The following is a 17,084-nucleotide window of genomic DNA, read 5'->3' on the forward strand; positions in this document are numbered from 1 at the left end:
TATGACAAGCTTTGACCCCCTCTCACAGCCACATTGCCAAGGCCAAGCGTTTGCTGATAGTTATTGGGCCGCAACATGCGATCTTGGTAAGCCTTGCGCGGCATTAGATAAACCGTTGCAAGTGGATGTTGCAGTTATTGGCGGCGGCTTTACAGGCTTATTAACTGCGTATCATTTGGCCACCAGCTATCAGCAAAGTGTGGCGCTGTTTGAAGCCAACCAAGTTGGCTTTGGTGCCAGTGCTAGAAATGCCGGGTTTGTGCTACCCAGTACCGGGCGCCTTGGTTACAGCCAACTTGCCAAACTCTATGGCTTAGACGTGAGTAAAGCCATCTATCAAGAATACAATCAGGCCGTAACTCAGGTGCGTAACCACATAACGTCGCAGCAAATAGATTGTTCCGTGCAGCCATCAGGCTATCTCAAAGTCGCCCATAATCAGCACGCCTTTAACCTACTTAAGCAACAAGCAGACTTTTTAAGCAACACTATGGGCTCAAGCAGCCATCAGCTGTTATCCAAACAGCAGCTGGCCGAGCACTACATGCAAAATCAACAAGGGTTTGGGGCACTACGCTTTGATAATGCCTTTGGCATTCACCCATTAAAGCTATTAATGGGCTATAAATCGCAAGCACAGCAAGCCGGTATTCAACTTTTTGAAAATAGCCTAGTTAGCCAGCAGCACAACCACAATGGCCAGCATCAACTTAACGTCAACGGCCATCAGGTCACGGCTAAAAAGCTGGTGATTGCCGCGAATGCTTATGCTCAACGTGACTTTTCGCCACTGACTCAAGGGCGCTACTTGCCTATTCTAAGTAGTATTATTGTCACCGAACCACTTAGCCATGAGCAATTAGCCGCCCATGGCTTACTCACTGAGCAAGTGGTCATGGATACCCGAAGGCTAAAATATTATTATCGTCGTTTGCCAGATAACCGTATTTTATTTGGTGGGCGTGGCGCCGTGTTTGGTCACGATCAAGATAATATTAAGTATCAGCGTAATCTCGAGAAGGCACTGAAAGACTGCTTCCCTGCTCTGCCATTCAAAACCCACTACTTTTGGAGCGGTTACATTGCTGCCGCTTTAGACGACATTCCCCATGTCTATGCTGAAAACAACACCGGTTATGTCTTGGGTTACTGTGGCTCTGGCGTTGCTTTTAGTGCCCAAGCAAGTATGCGTTTGGCGCAGCAGTTGATGGGGGAAAGCGTGCCCAATCTGCCAATTTACAACAAACCATTGCCCAAATTTCCACTTCCCCAGCTCCGGCGCTTTGGGCAGTTGGCGTATTATCAATACGCCCAACTTATGGACAGGGTCAGTTAATCAAATTGCGCTTTAATTTTTAAAATTTCTGGTAAGTTTTCTGCCAATAGCGCCACCAACTTGGGATCAAAGTGCAGTCCACTTTGTGATTGAATAAATGCCATCGCTTTCTCTATAGGCCATGCCTCTTTGTATGGCCGCTTTGAGGTTAAGGCATCAAACACATCAGCAAGAGCGCAGATCCGCCCTTCGATGGAGATCTCTTCCCCCTGCAAACCTTTTGGATAGCCGCTGCCATCGTACTTTTCGTGGTGCTCCATCGCCATCAGATAGGCAAGGCGTACCAGTTTTGACTCTGAACCGGCAAGAATATTGGCACCAAGTTCCGCATGTTGCTTCATGATTTCATACTCTTGCGCGTCTAAACGCCCAGGTTTTAATAAAATACTGTCTGCTATTCCCACCTTACCAATGTCGTGCATGGGCGCTGCCAACATTAAATCCTCAGCATATTCTTCTGATAGCCCATAAGCTTTGGCAAGCACATAACAATAGCGACTCATTCTGGCAATGTGCTGACCCGTTTCATTGTCCTTGTACTCAGCAGCTTGAGCTAAACGTTGCATCAGCTCGACATAGGCCTTTTTTAACTCCGCCGCACTCACCAAAGACAAATGCGTTTTCACTCGGGCACGAGTAATGGCCGGACTAATTGGTTTGGTAATGTAATCGACTGCACCAAGTTCAAAGCCTTTTGCTTCATCAAACTCTTCACTCAAAGCGGTAACAAAAATAATTGGGATATGGGCAGTGCGACTGTTTTGCTTGAGCTTGGCACACACTTCAAAGCCGGTCATGCCTGGCATCATCACATCTAATAAAATCAGGTCAGGGCGCTCTTGGGAGGTAAGCTCAAGGGCAAGCTCACCCGATTTGGCAAACTTTAAACGATATTCTGCTGCCAGGGTTTGTCTTAACACCTGAAGATTGGTTGCCTCGTCATCTACCGCTAATATGAGCGGTTTTTGCTCGTTACTCATTACGATTCGCTTCCCATGAGTTGTGCTACTATGTGCTCTGCACGCTGAAAATCAAAATCATCCAAAGCATGCTGTAATAACTCAATATCTCGATGATAACTTGGTGGGGCACTCTCTCTGAGCGCCACAATAACTTCATCTTCTACTTGCGCCGCCAACACCATGGCTTTAATGCGGCTAAGTGAGTGCTTAAATTGCTCAGCATCTCCTTGAGTCAGTGCCGCGGTTACGGTGTTTTCGTCGCTAACACCCACCACATCATCTAGCTGCTCAACAATGTTGGCCAGCTTAGCCCGTAATCGCTCATCTAAACATTTGCTGCGCTCTGCTTGGGATAAACTATCTGCTAGGGTTTCTAACGCCAGGTTGCTAGCAATGCCTTTGAGAGTATGTACACTCTCAAGCGCAGCGGCATCGAGTGGCGTCACATGCGACATTAAGGCGATAACATCGGCTCGCTTACCCTGCCAAAAGCGCGACAACTCGGCCAAAAAGCGTGGTTCATCACCCCATAAGTTAATGGCTCTAGCACGGTTGATCAGCTGCTTGGTTATAGCCTGACGCCCTTGCTGGCTCTGCTCAGGCACTTTCAAGCCAAGTACTTTGGCGATGGTTCGGGTTAGTTCCTCTAACACCAACGGCTTTGAAGCAAACGCCACCATTCCGGCTTGCTTAGCAGCGGCTCGGTCTTCACCCAGTACGCTGGCAGTCAGCGCGATGATCGGGGTTGCTTTGCTTGAGGTTTGTTGCTGCCAAGCTTTAATCTTGCGTGTTGCCTCTAGGCCATCACATCCAGGCATATGAATATCCATTAGGATCACGTCATAGTTACCTGCTTTTACTTTGTTTAACGCTTCCGCACCATCATGAGCAACGTCAATCGTATGGCCATGTTTAGATAACAATAATTGCAATAGCTCGGTATTTTGTTGGATATCATCGGCCACCAAGATGCTTAACGGTGGTATCTCAACTTGCTGATAATTATTGCTGTTTGTGAGTGTTGCAATCTGTTTCAAGGGCACGGTAAAGCTAAATATTGAGCCCTTGCCCAGTTCACTCTGCGCCCAAATTTCCCCTTGCATTAATTCCACCAGCTGGCGGCTAATCGTTGTACCGAGCCCTGTGCCACCATAATTGCGACTCATACTGCCGTCGGCTTGCTCAAACGGGTTAAAAATCGCCTCTAAGCGGTTTTTCTCGATGCCAATACCTGTATCGTGTATTTCAAATAATAACCCTTTGTCGCCATTTGCACGAACACACAACTTCACACAGCCTTGGTTAGTAAACTTAATGGCATTGCCCAGTAAATTCACCAGTATTTGTCTGAGCCTGTCGGGGGCTCCGTGGTAATACTGATGTAGGTTTGGGCTTATTTCCAGCTCTAACGCCAAGCCTTTCTTTTTCGCCTGATACCAAAACGTCGACACAACATTATCAACCAGCTCAGAAACACAAAAGTCCGCTTCCACCAAGTCCAACTTACCTTGCTCTAATTTGGCAGAGTCGAGAATGTCATTAAGCAAGTGGAGTAATGCTTTGGCACTAGTTAAAATGGTATGCACATGCTTGCTTTGCTCTGGTTGCAAGGGCGAATCTTTCAGTACCTCGCTAAATCCTAAAATAGCATTCATGGGAGTTCTTATCTCATGACTCATATTAGCTAAGAATGCCTGCTTCGAGGCCGCAGCACTCTCGGCGATACGCTTAGCTGTACGTAACTCGTCTTCCATTGATTTGCGCTCACTGATGTCCAGTAGCACGCCGGCAATACCCGCCACTTTGCCCTGCTCATCAAATTCAAATGAGCCCTTATCTAACACCCACTTTATTTCTCCCGCACGATGCTTAATACGATACTCCAAAGAGTAGCTCCCCTTACCACTTTGTAACGCTTCGTCTATAACATCACGAACATAGGTTTTATCCTCATGATGCAATAACGCCTCAAACGTGATGGTATTGGCAATAAACTCTTCGCTACGATAGCCGGTTAGCTCGGCAACGATTGGGCTAACAAAAGACATGCTCCATTGCTCGTCAATTTTACAGCGAAACGCAACACCAGGCATATTGTTAAGCAAGGTGCGGTGACGCGCTTCTTGCTCTTTAAGTGCCTGTTGCATTTGTTTTTGTACGGTTAAATCGGTAATAAAGGCAACAAAGAAAGAGGCCTGATTTTTAAGCTTTACTTCACCCACACCTAATCGTACAGGCACTAAAGTACCGTTTTTGTGTTGTGTGGTTATTTCACTCCCCACGGCACTAAACTGCTTGATTTCGGCACTACTGAGTGGCCCTCGAACGCCGCTGTGTTGCGGCAGTAAAATAGCAATGTTTTGTCCCAACAACTCTCTTTCTTGATAGCCTAAAATATCGCTCACTACGGCATTGCAACTTTGGATATTGGCTTGACTATCGATGGTAATAATACCATCCACTGCGGTTTCAAAAATGGCCTCTAGACGCGACTCATTAGCGGCTTTATCACTGGCAACTGCACGGTATTTACTGGCCGTATGCACCAACGCCGACAGTGCACTAATAATAATGCTCATGGCGGCGACGAATAGCGCTAAAGACTGATTGTGTTGACTTTGTATTTGCTGATCGAGGATGGGGCTGTCGGCGACAAAACGCGCTGCCGCCATACCAGTGTAGTGCATTCCTGAAACAGCAGCGCCTAAGATCACCGCACATAATAGCCGCACTGCATTTTGATTATATTGTTCACTCACGCGCCGGAGTTTGGCGCGAAATTGAATCGCCACAAATGCCAAACTAACAGCAACCACAATAGAAAGGCTGAATATACCAGGGTCATACTTCAGGCTCGGACCAAGCTGCATGGCCTCCATACCAGCGTAATGCATAACCCCAATCCCGGCTCCTAATATCAGCGCCGCGCCGCCTTTTTGCGTAAGTGTAGGACTAGGCTTGGTGATGACTTCAAATGCACTCCAGCAGGCAATCAAAGCCGGAATAACAGAAGCCCCAGTAAGCCAGGGGTCATAACTTATCTCGACACACAAAGAAAACGCCAGCATACCAATGAAATGCATGCTCCAAATACCACCGGCCATGGCCACTGCACCGCCGAGTTTTGCCAAACGGCTGATACTACTGGTTTGATTTTTTTCAGCAAAATCAATTTGGATTAAGGTGAAAAACGAAGCGATGATGGCCACTATCACCGACACCACTACTAAGGTGTAATCGTAGGCACCATTGACCAATAACTCAGGAGCAGGATTAGTAATAAAAAGAGAACTCAGCATAACGTCATAAATGGATCCAGATTCACCGAGTTTAGTCTGCTAAGCGTCAGTTGCACAGGAAAAAACGATGCCTCTGCGAATTTTTAAGGTGATTGACGCCATACTCAACGCAACGAGTATCAGCGCTCATACCCTACTAGCTCAGCATAACCTTCCCCAGTAAAGCCTCCGGAAGCGCTCACCCGGCCCTCCCAGTAGGGAATGGTTAAGTTATTGCGTGAATTTGGGTTTCGACTGTGAATATCAATGGCAGCTCGATGGTCTAACTTGAGCCGCCACCTAGTGGGATAACGGTGCCCCGAAATATCTGTGGTAGCCGTTACTTGCAGGTTTATCTCCTTGGCTGGGATGTGTTTGCTACTCCCGTTTTGACTAATTTCAGTACCGCGACAGTCTTGATATCGTTGTTGTTCATCGCGAATACAAAACACCATCAATGCTCCTTGCGCCGGGTCTTGGTGGCGCAAACTAAACCAGTCCCAACCACTTTGCTCTGGGTCAATAAAGGCCGCTGACCACTCGCGGTCTAACCACGCTTGGCCTTTCACTTGATGCACTTGGCCATCAAAGTGAATACGTCCCGTCACTTGCAAAAACGGATAACTGTAGTAATAAGAAGCGTGGCCCTCGGCTGTTTTTTCGCTGTAACCGTTATCGCCGTGTAATACTCTAGGGCTGTTTTTGAGCGTCAATGCTATTTGCTCAGAACCTGTATTAGCCTGCAACTCCAACTGTAAAAAGGCATCGCCGCGACTTTGCATTGACCAGTCATCGATACGGGCGACAAACGGCTGACTTTGAATGGTCACCTGCCCAGCGCGACCGTACTTCTCAGCGGCTTTATGAGTGTTGTCGGTTTGAATGGCAAAGTGAGCAAAATATAGGTTGTCATCCCACCACTTCGAGTTGAGCTCTGGCTGCGCTAATGAGGTTCTAAACAGTGTCCATTGCACCCCAAATTGCTTGCCTTTTTCACTGCTTAGGTTCGCAGTAACGTACCACCATTCAATCCCTTGCTCAGGATGAGCACCATGATCTTTAGGAAATTGCAGTTGCATGCCCGGCTTAACCGCTTCACCAAGCTGGAGATTAAAAACGCTCGCGGTTTGCTCTTTTGCTGGCTGCTCGGCGGGTGAACAGCCGCTAAGCAGCATCACAGTACACAGAAATAAGTAAGCTTGCCAATTACTGTTCATAAAGCAGATCCGCAGCCGCATAACGACGAAGTTTTAGTAATGGTAACAGGCTGACCACTAACGCCAGTATAAAAATGGTGAGCAAAAAGAATACAATATCTAAGACAGGCAGATCCATAGGAATACTCCAACCGAAACCGATAGGCATCACTAGTTTCAATAGCACCACCCCAAGCGCAAGGCCTAAGGCCGTTGCCAGCAATAAAGTAACCAGCAAGATGATACCACTTTGTAATAGCTTCACCGCCAACAGTTGCTTGGTGGTCACCCCCAACGTGGATAAGGTTGCCAGTGGTTGCAACTGCTTTGCACCTAAGGTTAATAACGACACCCAGAGCCCAAACAGGGCAATCAACACGATCAACATATTGAGTGCTTTCGTGGCATAAAATGTATGAGAAAACAGCCTGTTAGCAAAGTCTTTGAACACTTGATTGTAACTCACTTGCGAGGCTCTTAATTGCAATGCTGTGACGATATCTTTTTTTAACTGGTCGATATCCGCACCCTGCTTAGCTTGAACAGAGTAACCGTATTGTTGATAGGTAAAGCCCGCTTGCTGCAGCGCGGTAGTAGGCACCACCAACACCGGCTTTTGTTCACCGTAATCATAGTAAAATCCAGTAATGGTACAGCGGAGTACTCGCTCGCCTTGCAATAACCTCAGTGACATACCGGTTTCGAGACCATAGCGTAACTGACTGGGTTCATTCGCTAAGCAGCCAAGCTGCTCAGTGGCTTTGGCGGAATAAAGCTCTGTACTGTCGGGCGCGCGACCTTGAAGTAACTGTAAGTTTTGATGCGAAGTTGCATCCGCACCAAAACTTATTACTTCAACCTGTGGGGGAAGTTGGCGCCGCTCAGCGTTATCGAGCGCGGCATCGGCGTGCCAATACACGCCCAGTTGTGCCACCTCTGGGCGCGCCGCGAGCCAGCGATACTGCTGCTCTGTCACCTCAGCAGGACGAACGTACAAATCGGCACTTAAGCGCTTATCTAAGTGAATTTGTAATGCGCTATTAAAGCTGACCACCATAACTTGCAACCCCACCGAAGCGCCAGTGGCGAGTAATACAGCATAAACACTGACTTTAAGCACCGTTAGTTGCTGCGCACTTTGCGCTTTCATCCACTTTAATAGTGGGGAGGCTGCCGGTAGCCAAGAAAACGTGTATCGCAGCACAGGGCCGCAGATAATAAAAAACAGCAGTAATAAGCTGACGCACAAACCCAAGGCATCTAATGCGCTATCACTGTAGTGGTAAAAATACCCGGCAATTACCGCCACCATCATCAGAGCACTAAGCTTTATCGGGGTGTTTAACGGAATGCTAACGCCCCTTAATTGACCGACAATAACCCCGAGCAACACCATAACGTTGAGCGAAAACGCCAACAGTACAGTCGTCCAACTAAACTCTATCGCTAAACTCCGATCGAGCTCGAATAAACTTTGCATGGCGAGGTTAATTTCGCCCAGTAACAGGTTAGCACCAAAGTAGGCCATGCCCTCGCCGATAAGCGCAGCGATGGCGCTCATGAGCAGCAGTTCACTGACGACGACATAAGCAAGCGTGCGCTCAGTACAACCAAACAATAATAACTGGCTGTGCAGTTTTTTTCGTGCATACAGTACCAGTTTAATGGCGTTAAAGCTTAGAAAGGCACCCACTACATAACCCAGTAACGCCAATGCTTTAAGATTGAAAAAGAACGCCTTAGAGAGGGAGTCAAAAGATTGCTGCTCTGCGTTTTGTAACACCCCCTCACCATTAAGAAGTAGCTGCACCTGACTTGGCTCCAGTTTGGGGTCGGAGATTTCAATGTAACTGACTGCGCCATTTAATTTCAGCACACTGTCTACCAGCGCAATGTCTGCCAGTGCCGTTTGCCCTTCAAGGCTGGGAGCCGGTTGCAGATTAACCGTTACCCCGGCAACCTCGCGCGTTACGGCTTGGTTAATATTGAGGCGCTGTGCCAAAGCAGCCGGTAAAAATAGCGTGTTCAGAGCAAAGCCAACATCACGCCCTTGCTGTGATTGCTTGGCTGGTCGTGCTTGGCTTAACCAGTCGAGGGTGTTTACCCCTCGCAGCCAAAGCCGCTGCCCTTGTAGTGTGATGGTGTGTTCAACCACCGGAGCGGCGCTGGTGATCCCCGCTTTTCTTAATCTTAACCACGTTGCTTGCTCAATATACTGCTGCCCAGCAGCTGGACGAACAAAATGCGTGATGGGGTTATTAAGCAGGGCACTGGTGTTTTCATAGCGCTCGCCCGCTTCTTGGTTAAGCCCTTGAATAGCCCCGAGTAATGCGCCGCCTAACGACAAACCAAACAGAAACAATAAACACAAGGCCAAGTGTTGGCGATAGAATTTGCCTATCACCTGAGCGATAAGCATAAACTCTCGCCTTGAGTGTATTGTTTGACCTTGCTTAACCATGGGCAACTTGGTCTTGAATTAAAATTTGTCGGTCAAGGGCATGTGCTAATTGCTGGCTGTGGGTCACCATAATCAAGTTTATACCTTGTTCACGACAGAGGCTTTGCATCAGTGACACCACTTCTTCACTGCGCTGGGCATCGAGATTACCGGTGGGTTCGTCGGCCAATAACAGTGCCGGTTGATTAAGCAGCGCACGCGCTATTCCTACTCGCTGTTGCTCGCCACCAGAAAGCTGGCTTGGGTAGGCATCCAGTTTGTTACTAATGCCCAACCTCTCTGTGAGGGTGATGATTTCATCCTGACTGGGTTGGCGATGATTAAGCTGTGCTTGAAAGGTAATGTTATCGCGCACTGTTAATGGCGCTAGCAACTGGTAATGTTGAAAAACCATGCCAACACTTCTGCGGTATATGGCTTGCTCGGTATCATTAAGCTGGGCAATATTTTTGCCCGCCACCCAAATATTACCGGCGTCTGGGCGTAATAACCCCCCAAGCAAATTGATCAAGGTGGTTTTCCCTGAACCGCTGTCGCCAATAATGGCAACTTGCTCGTGCTCGGCGATGGTAAAATGAGCACGATTTAAAATGGTGCGCGTGGTATCGCCGTCACGGCGAGTAAAAACAAGATCTTCAACAACAACCACAACGGATCCTTGGTTTAAGGTAAAAGGATTTACCAGGGAATGGCTTCGCCTTTGTAATCGTAAAAGCCCCCACTTTGGGCATCAACAAAGTGTGATAGCACACTGTAGAGGCCATTTGCAGACTCTTGCGGGGTAATTAACGCATTCTCCCCACCCATTTCGGTTTGCACCCAGCCTGGGTGTAAGGCAACTGTGCGAATGCCTTCATTGAGCAAATCATTAGACAGGCTTTTGATCACCGAATTGAGCGCAGCTTTTGAGCTGCGATAAATGTAACCGCCGCCTTTGGTGTTCATGGTATTGCTGCCAACCTTAGACGACAAGGCCGCAAAGATTTTGTCTTCGCCATGACTTAAATGGGTATAAAACAACTCAGCTAAACGCAAGGTAGCAAAGACATTGACCTCCATCACCTCACGCCAAGTTTCTATGTCGGTTTCACCAAAGGCATAGCCTTTAGGGCCATAAATACCAGCGTTATTAATCACTACATCGATTGCCACTGGCGCTAACTTTTCACTGAGCTCTGCCATCTGGTCGTAGTTAGTGACATCTAAAGCAAACACTTGCAGTTCAGGGTAAGTGGGTGCTAACGCATTAAGCTCGGTTGCCGCTTGAGGATCGCGGCAGGTCGCAAGTACATGCCAGCCAGCTTGCAAGTAAGTATTAACTAACGCCAAGCCAATACCACGGTTTGCGCCCGTGATTAGGATTTTCTTCACTTGAAATCCTCCCCCGAAAAGTGAACTAAGTGTTTAATCTATCGACTTTTTAGCCATAACGCAAAAGTAGCTACAAGGGACATAGGCTAGTCAGCATTAAGCCACTGCAGTGCCGCGGACTTTTCTTCAAAGTATTTCACTTCTCCTGAGATAAACCAGTTGCCAATGGTTGCTGCCAGCTTTTGCCAGTTTTGTCTGCCATAAATGGCTATTTTTACAAACTCACTGCGATGGCCAAGACCCAGTTTAAAATCATCCCAAAGCGCTCGAGGTTCCCAGCCATCGAACTCGGTGGCATCAATTAATGCATACACTTTAGGTGAGGCCACCGCCTGCGTGGCGTTATCGATGATTGGGGTGATCACTTTGTAATCTTCATGAGTGAGCGTACCTGTGGGTTTTAAGGTAAAGAATATTCTTTCACCATGGCGTTCGGTCCCCACCGCAATACCGTGAAAAGCGCGTGTCATATCCATCTCCATCCTGTTAGGCCTACTAAAGTATATGTAAGCAATTACCACTAAGCCAATTCGAGATCTTAAATAACCACAACCGACGTAAGCTGTCATACTCTGTTCATTTACTGGCTCATACCATGAGCTGCAACTTCGGCAGTATCGCCAATTTTTTTACCATTAAAGGATGAATATGAAACAGCTATTATCACTTGCAGCCATTTCCCTACTCGTATCCACTTCTGCTGCAGCCAATGCCGGCAACGTCAATAAGTCATGGTTTAATGGCGCCAGTTATACCCACAATGATGGTACTGATAATAACGCCCTAATGCTTTCTTCACGTTACTATTTTGCCCCTCAAGCCTCCTCAGGTGTGTGGGATGATTTTGGCTACCTCGATACCGACAGTAATATTGGTGTGAGTTACATTAATGATGATTTTGACAACGCCTTCTCTGCCGATGGCGAAGGGTTTATTACTAACCAGTGGTTTGTCAGTGGCAGCATCAGTGATTTAGGCAATGCCGATGATCATTACTCACTGGGCTTTGGTTACCTCTATAATGACAACTTAAAACTCAGCGTTCGCCAAGAGGAATATGACAATGGTGACACCACCTGGTTTAAAGCACAGTACAACCACCCGCTCAATAACACTGACTACGTTGGTTTTAGTATTGAAACCGAAGATCAATTAGACGCCTTTAATTTAGGTGCCCGCTACTTTAAACATGTTGGCGGTGACAGCTATTTTGCTATTGATGTTGAACACAACCGAATCGATAACGACTTTGTTGATGACTCCATCACCAACATCATGGCCAATTACTACTTTACCCGCCACCTTGCACTGGGTTTAGGCAGTTATGACTCCGACCTAGCAGTAGAAGGTAAGTACTTCTTCAACGACACTTACTACCTAACAGCCAATGTCGTTGACACTGAAGGCGGCGAAACCAGCAGTTTGAATTTTGTGGCACAGTTTTAATTAACTCCACCCCGTATTCCTAACCAGCAACAGCACTTAAGTACCTCGCCATCGGGGTACTTTTTCACATTTTGAAACAAGCCAACCACCGCAATGGGGTGCAATTCGAGCTGTAATCGTTATTATGTATCAAAATAATAACGGAAATATGCTTATGACAAAGATAAAATCGTTAGTGCTGGCCATTGCTGCGGCAGCCGCACCTTTTGTATCCGCTTATCAAACCGAAGATACCCGCTTATTGCGTTTCCCCGACATTCACAAAGACAAAGTAACATTTGTCTATGCTGGCGACATTTACGTTGCTGATACACAGTCGGGCCAGAGTCAACGCTTAACCGACCACATCGGCTTTGAAACTTTTCCGAAGTTTTCACCCGATGGCAGTAAAATTGCGTTTGCCGCTGAGTATAACGGTAGCCGTCAAATCTATGTGATTAATGCCGATGGCTCGGGGCTAAAACAGCTGACTTACTATAACGATGTTGGCCCCATGCCGCCACGCGGAGGCTATGACTACCGCGTAATGGATTGGACGCCCGATGGCAAACACATCGTCTTTAGAGCCAACCGTACCCCTTGGGGTAAGCGCATGGGCCGCCCTTATATGGTGCCAGTTGATGGTGGCTTAGAGCAGCCAATGGCGATCCCTGAAACCGGTGGCGGCATGCTCTCACCAGACGGCAGTAAGTATGTTTATACGCCAATCGACCGAGAGTTTAGAACCTGGAAGCGCTCTCGCGGCGGCCGTGCTCAAGATGTTTGGGTTTACGATTTAGAAAATAATAGCTCTAAACAGCTGACCACCAACCCAGCTACCGATCAACAACCAACCTGGGTGAACGACAGCATTTATTTTGTTTCAGACCGTGACTACACCCTTAATCTCTACCAGTACCGCGACGGCAAGCAACCAGTGAAAATGACCGACCACAAAGACTTTGATGTGTTGTGGCCATCGGCGGGCCCCGATGCCATCGTCTATGAAAACGGCGGTTACCTTTATCGCTTTGATGAAGCCACGAATAGCTCTGAACGCTTAACCATCGACGTCGCTGGTGTGCGCCAATATGCCATGCTATATAGCAAAAATGTCAGTGATTTTATCGACTCAATGGACATTTCTCACGACGGTAAACGGGCGCTATTTACCGCCCGCGGCGAACTGTTCTCCGTGCCTGTAAAGCAAGGCCCAACGCGTAACCTTTCTTACACCCCAGAAGGCAGAGAAATTGAAGCCAGCTGGTCGCCTAATGGCCGTTATATTGCTTACATGAGCGATGCCACTGGCGAGTATGAGATCTACTTAAAAGACCGAGCCAATAACAATAAGACCATTCAACTGACCAGTGATGGCACCATTTGGCGCTTTACCCCAATTTGGTCTGCAGACAGCAAAAAGCTGTTGTTTGCCGATAAAAACCACACCTTGTGGTGGCTGGATGCGCAATCTGGTGACCTACACAAGATTGATACCGCCAAATACAACGAAGATGGTTTAACCCAATATACCTGGTCACCAAATAGCGCAGACATTGTTTTTGTTAAAAACAATGAAAACCGCTACAGCTCACTGTGGCATTACAATATCGATAGCGACAAGGTGACGCGCCTCACTGACGAAATGACCAGTGAGCGTAACCCAACGTTCTCACCTGATGGCGAGCACTTATATTTCACCTCAGAACGTGACTATAACTTAACCTTTAGCAGCTACGAATTTGATTATATGTTTAACGACGCCACCCGCATTTACAGTGTCGCCGTAAACAATCAAATTGAGCCATTAAATGCTTTTAATAGTGATGAGTCTGAGATCAAAACCGCAGGTGACGACGCCGAATCAGATAAAGCGGACAGCAATAATCGCATCGAAGCCGATGGCTTTATGTCGCGAGTCGTAGCATTAGCCGCACCAGCTGGTAATTACCGCGCACTCACGGCGGTGGAAGACGGCGTGCTCACTTTAACCGGTGGGGCATTAAAGCTACTCGGCACCAAGCCAGACAGCAAACTAAAAACCGTAGCCAAGGGCGTTTCCAGCTATAAAGTGGCTGCCAGTGGCAAGCATATTATTGCCCGCGCAGGTAACGATTACAGTGTGATTGCGCCAAAAGCAAAACAGGATCTAAAAGCAAATAAGTTAGATCTTTCTAACATGACGCTAAAAATTGATCCGCAAGTGGAATGGCAGCAAATGTATGTGGAAGGCTGGCGTACACTGAGAGATTGGTTCTACGACGAGAACCATCATGGTCAAGATTGGGATGCCATTTTAGCCAAATATCAACCCATGGCGGATGCCGTGGCACACCGCAGCGATCTGGATTATGTTTTAAGTGAAATTGCCGGTGAGATCAATGCTGGTCACATTTATGTGCAATCGGGTGACGCCCCTACTGCTGAGCGCAAAAAACATGGCTTGTTAGGCGCAGAGATCAGCGCGCACCAATCGGGCTATGTCAAAATTGAGCGCATTTTCAAAGGCGAAAATTGGCATGAAAACTACCGCTCACCACTTGATGAAACCGCGGTAAACGCCAGCGTTGGTGATTTTATCATTAGTGTTAACGGCCGCTCGGTGAAGGACGTAGTAAACTTCTATGAGCTACTGGAAAACACCCAAGGCGAGCAAGTGGAGCTGGTGCTAAGCAAAACACCTAATGCTGACGCGAGCTGGAAGACCACAGTGAAACCGGTTGCCAGTGAACAAGGCTTACGCTATATGGCATGGGTGCAGTCTCGTGCCGACTACGTTGATAAGCTCTCGGGCGGTAAAATTGGTTATGTACACTTGCCAAACACCCATTACGATGGCAACCGCTCGCTGTTTAAAAACTTTATGCCACAAACCAATAAAGACGCTTTAATCATTGATGACCGTTATAATGGTGGTGGCTTTATCCCTGAGCACATGATCACTTGGTTGGCTCGTAAGCCACTGAACTACTGGAAGCGCCGTGGCGTTGAACCCACTAAAACGCCACAGTTTGCTCACGATGGTCCTAAAGCCATGTTGATCAACGGCTACTCAAGCTCCGGGGGCGATGCCTTACCTTACTACTTCCGCCAAGCTGGATTAGGTAAGCTCATTGGTACTCGCACTTGGGGTGGCCTAATTGGTATTTCTGGCAACCCAAGCCTTGTTGATGGTGGTCAAGTCATTGCCGCTACCTTCCGCATTCTCGATAACGACGGTAACTGGATCATCGAGAACGAAGGGGTCAGCCCAGATATCGAGGTGATTGATCGCCCTGAGCTTATTCACGCAGGCAAGGACCCTTCCGTAGAGCGTGCGGTTGAAGAGCTATTAAAAGAGCTTAAGGCCAATCCGAAAAAAGAACTGACTGTGCCACCTGCGCCGTCAAAGTTCTAAATTCAAAGCAAGTAAAAGCGGCTGGCAATAAAGCCAGCCGCTATCTAACTTCTCACTCTCTGACACGGTTACTCTACGCGTTCCATAAGGTTATTTAGGGTATAAACAACTGGCGCTGTTGCCCCTCTGCTGTTAGCCAATACCGCTAAAATATAGCCCTTATCTTTATAGATATTTAGCTGTGAGCTCATACCAAGATGTGCACCATTATGACCTATGATTTGATTGCCAGGCTTACCGCGCACCGAAAAGCCAAAACCATAGTTAGGCGAGTTTAATTGCGGCTTGGCAGACGTTGCCTGCAAGGTAAACTTAGGAGCAATCAAGCGATTGTGCATTAAAGCCAGAGCAAACTGATGCAGATCGCCTACGGTGAATAGCCTCCTCCAGCAGGGCTTCCCTTAACATGTTGTTTAACTAAATTCTCGGTGATTGCTTTGGTGTCGATAGAATACCAGTAGCCTCTGGCTGTATTTTTCACCGGTAAATCTATATCGAAGCTGCCACTGCTGAGCATCTTGGCTTTGTGATAAATATTATCGTCAATATAATCGTAATAGCTTTGCTGGGTAACCGCTTCTATAACATGACCCAGCATATCCATTCCCGTGCTGCTGTAACCCCAGCGACTTCCAGGCGGAAAGTTGAGCTGCACCTCCTTATAAAGCCCTAAGCGCTGTTTAAGCGTTCGTATCTCTGTTTGTTTTGCTTGATAGCTAGGCACTGCCCCCAAGCCCGAGGTGTGAGTAAGCAACTGCGCAATAGTGATGGCATCAAAATTCCCGGTACCAAAATATTCCCTGTCGACATATTGAGTAAGCTTATCATTGAGCGAAAGCTTGCCAGCTTCTACCAGCTGCATAATAGCTATACCGGTAAACATTTTATTCATTGAACCAATTTGAAATTTGGTTTCTAAATTATTTTTCACGTCATAACGTCTCGACGCTAAGCCGTGGGCCTGTTGCAAAAGGATCTCTTCTCCTTTTGCAAGCAATACCGCGCCAGAAAACACCCCATTTTTGGCTAATTTTTTTATCAATTCGCTCAACACTTTTACCATTTCCGCTTCGCTCACCTTACCGTCCGGCTTATTCCTATCACTAGGGGTGAGATACCAACTTATAAGCGAGTGAGGTGCATGAGCCCCAACATTGATGACGAGCTCATAGTCCAGCCCCGTAGCTTTAGAAGTAATCGGCGCTGTTATCCTAACCCTTTGCTGTTGCTCTTCCTGCGCAATATCACCAACCTGCTGTAGACTTTTATGGCTCAAGGAGCTGTTCATGGTATAAATGATATATCGCTTTGTGCCAGCCCCCTGCCAACGCGCTGCGGTTTCCTCGGAAAGGTGGTTGTCCACGTAGTGAGTGATAGTCTCGAGGTTATTGGAGTTAAAAACCCGCAAAAACTGCGAAACGACTTGCTTAGGGTCGAGCTGAGCAGGAAGTTGCGCCTTTACATTGACTGACATTAGCACCAATGTCAGTACTAGAAGTAGCGTTTTAGCCATGATAAGTTGTTCCTTTTATTTAATTTTTCTGATGAAATGTAATACCAATTCGCTTAATTAAGTGATCTATTTGAGGCAAGAAAATTCTGTCGATAACAAAGCAAAAATTTTGCTATTTAGTTGTTCTAAATAAGAAATTTTTAAC

General features: G+C 47.2%; 10 protein-coding genes and 1 pseudogene. 3 read left to right on the top strand and 8 right to left on the bottom strand.

All coding sequences use genetic code 11. The features are described from left to right. Position 1 precedes the first annotated feature (1 nt). A complete protein-coding gene (locus R3P39_RS01940; protein WP_336565328.1) occupies positions 2–1,336 on the top strand; it encodes an NAD(P)/FAD-dependent oxidoreductase in 1,335 nt (444 codons plus the stop codon). On the opposite strand, the gene R3P39_RS01945 is transcribed toward R3P39_RS01940, so the two are convergent. The 7 genes from R3P39_RS01945 to R3P39_RS01975 form a co-directional block, all read right to left on the bottom strand. Continuing rightward, positions 1,333–2,316 carry a response regulator gene (locus tag R3P39_RS01945; protein ID WP_336565329.1) on the bottom strand — a complete coding sequence of 328 codons (984 nt, stop codon included), beginning with the start codon at positions 2,314–2,316 and terminating at the stop codon, positions 1,333–1,335. The two genes, R3P39_RS01940 and R3P39_RS01945, sit on opposite strands and share 4 nt — an antisense overlap. Beyond that, complete coding sequence (locus tag R3P39_RS01950; RefSeq protein WP_336565330.1) at positions 2,316–5,597, bottom strand: MHYT domain-containing protein; 3,282 nt, start codon at positions 5,595–5,597, stop codon at positions 2,316–2,318. The genes R3P39_RS01945 and R3P39_RS01950 overlap by 1 nt, the downstream gene beginning before the upstream one ends. Positions 5,598–5,716: 119 nt before the next feature. Then, positions 5,717–6,793 carry a lipocalin-like domain-containing protein gene (locus tag R3P39_RS01955; RefSeq protein WP_336565331.1) on the bottom strand — a complete coding sequence of 359 codons (1,077 nt, stop codon included), beginning with the start codon at positions 6,791–6,793 and terminating at the stop codon, positions 5,717–5,719. Then, positions 6,783–9,191: an FtsX-like permease family protein gene (locus R3P39_RS01960; protein WP_336565332.1), complete on the bottom strand. Its 2,409-nt coding sequence runs from the start codon at positions 9,189–9,191 to the stop codon at positions 6,783–6,785. Before R3P39_RS01960 ends, R3P39_RS01955 begins: the two co-directional genes overlap by 11 nt. A 34-nt stretch (positions 9,192–9,225) precedes the next feature. Continuing rightward, entirely contained in the window at positions 9,226–9,882 is a 657-nt protein-coding gene (locus R3P39_RS01965; protein WP_336565333.1) for an ABC transporter ATP-binding protein, read from the bottom strand. Positions 9,883–9,911: 29 nt separating this feature from the next. Beyond that, on the bottom strand, positions 9,912–10,604 hold the full coding sequence (locus R3P39_RS01970) for an SDR family oxidoreductase (protein WP_336565334.1): 693 nt from the start codon (positions 10,602–10,604) through the stop codon (positions 9,912–9,914). An 86-nt stretch (positions 10,605–10,690) separates the two neighbouring features. After that, the gene (locus R3P39_RS01975) at positions 10,691–11,074 is read right to left on the bottom strand and encodes an STAS/SEC14 domain-containing protein (protein WP_336565335.1); all 384 of its coding nucleotides are present in this window, start codon (positions 11,072–11,074) and stop codon (positions 10,691–10,693) included. Between the two features lie 178 nt (positions 11,075–11,252). Here R3P39_RS01975 and R3P39_RS01980 point away from each other — a divergent pair, with 178 nt between their 5' ends. Next, positions 11,253–12,050: a putative porin gene (locus R3P39_RS01980; protein WP_336565336.1), complete on the top strand. Its 798-nt coding sequence runs from the start codon at positions 11,253–11,255 to the stop codon at positions 12,048–12,050. Between the two features lie 154 nt (positions 12,051–12,204). Then, positions 12,205–15,426 (top strand): S41 family peptidase, encoded by a 3,222-nt coding sequence (locus tag R3P39_RS01985; protein ID WP_336565337.1) that lies wholly within the window; start codon positions 12,205–12,207, stop codon positions 15,424–15,426. 68 nt (positions 15,427–15,494) lie between these two features. Here the strand turns inward: R3P39_RS01985 and R3P39_RS01990 are convergent. Continuing rightward, positions 15,495–16,939 (bottom strand): annotated as a pseudogene (locus tag R3P39_RS01990) (serine hydrolase domain-containing protein). Positions 16,940–17,084: the final 145 nt, after the last annotated feature.

The organism is Pseudoalteromonas sp. UG3-2 (assembly GCF_037120705.1).
Taxonomy (GTDB): Bacteria; Pseudomonadota; Gammaproteobacteria; order Enterobacterales; family Alteromonadaceae; genus Pseudoalteromonas.

Excerpts from the sequence above, each read along its gene's own strand:
- R3P39_RS01940 (WP_336565328.1), top strand. The coding sequence starts at position 2 with ATGACAAGCTTTGACCCCCTCTCACAGCCACATTGCCAAGGCCAAGCG.
- R3P39_RS01945 (WP_336565329.1), bottom strand. The coding sequence starts at position 2,316 with ATGAGTAACGAGCAAAAACCGCTCATATTAGCGGTAGATGACGAGGCA.
- R3P39_RS01950 (WP_336565330.1), bottom strand. The coding sequence starts at position 5,597 with ATGCTGAGTTCTCTTTTTATTACTAATCCTGCTCCTGAGTTATTGGTC.
- R3P39_RS01955 (WP_336565331.1), bottom strand. The coding sequence starts at position 6,793 with ATGAACAGTAATTGGCAAGCTTACTTATTTCTGTGTACTGTGATGCTG.
- R3P39_RS01960 (WP_336565332.1), bottom strand. The coding sequence starts at position 9,191 with ATGCTTATCGCTCAGGTGATAGGCAAATTCTATCGCCAACACTTGGCC.
- R3P39_RS01975 (WP_336565335.1), bottom strand. The coding sequence starts at position 11,074 with ATGACACGCGCTTTTCACGGTATTGCGGTGGGGACCGAACGCCATGGT.
- R3P39_RS01980 (WP_336565336.1), top strand. The coding sequence starts at position 11,253 with ATGAAACAGCTATTATCACTTGCAGCCATTTCCCTACTCGTATCCACT.
- R3P39_RS01985 (WP_336565337.1), top strand. The coding sequence starts at position 12,205 with ATGACAAAGATAAAATCGTTAGTGCTGGCCATTGCTGCGGCAGCCGCA.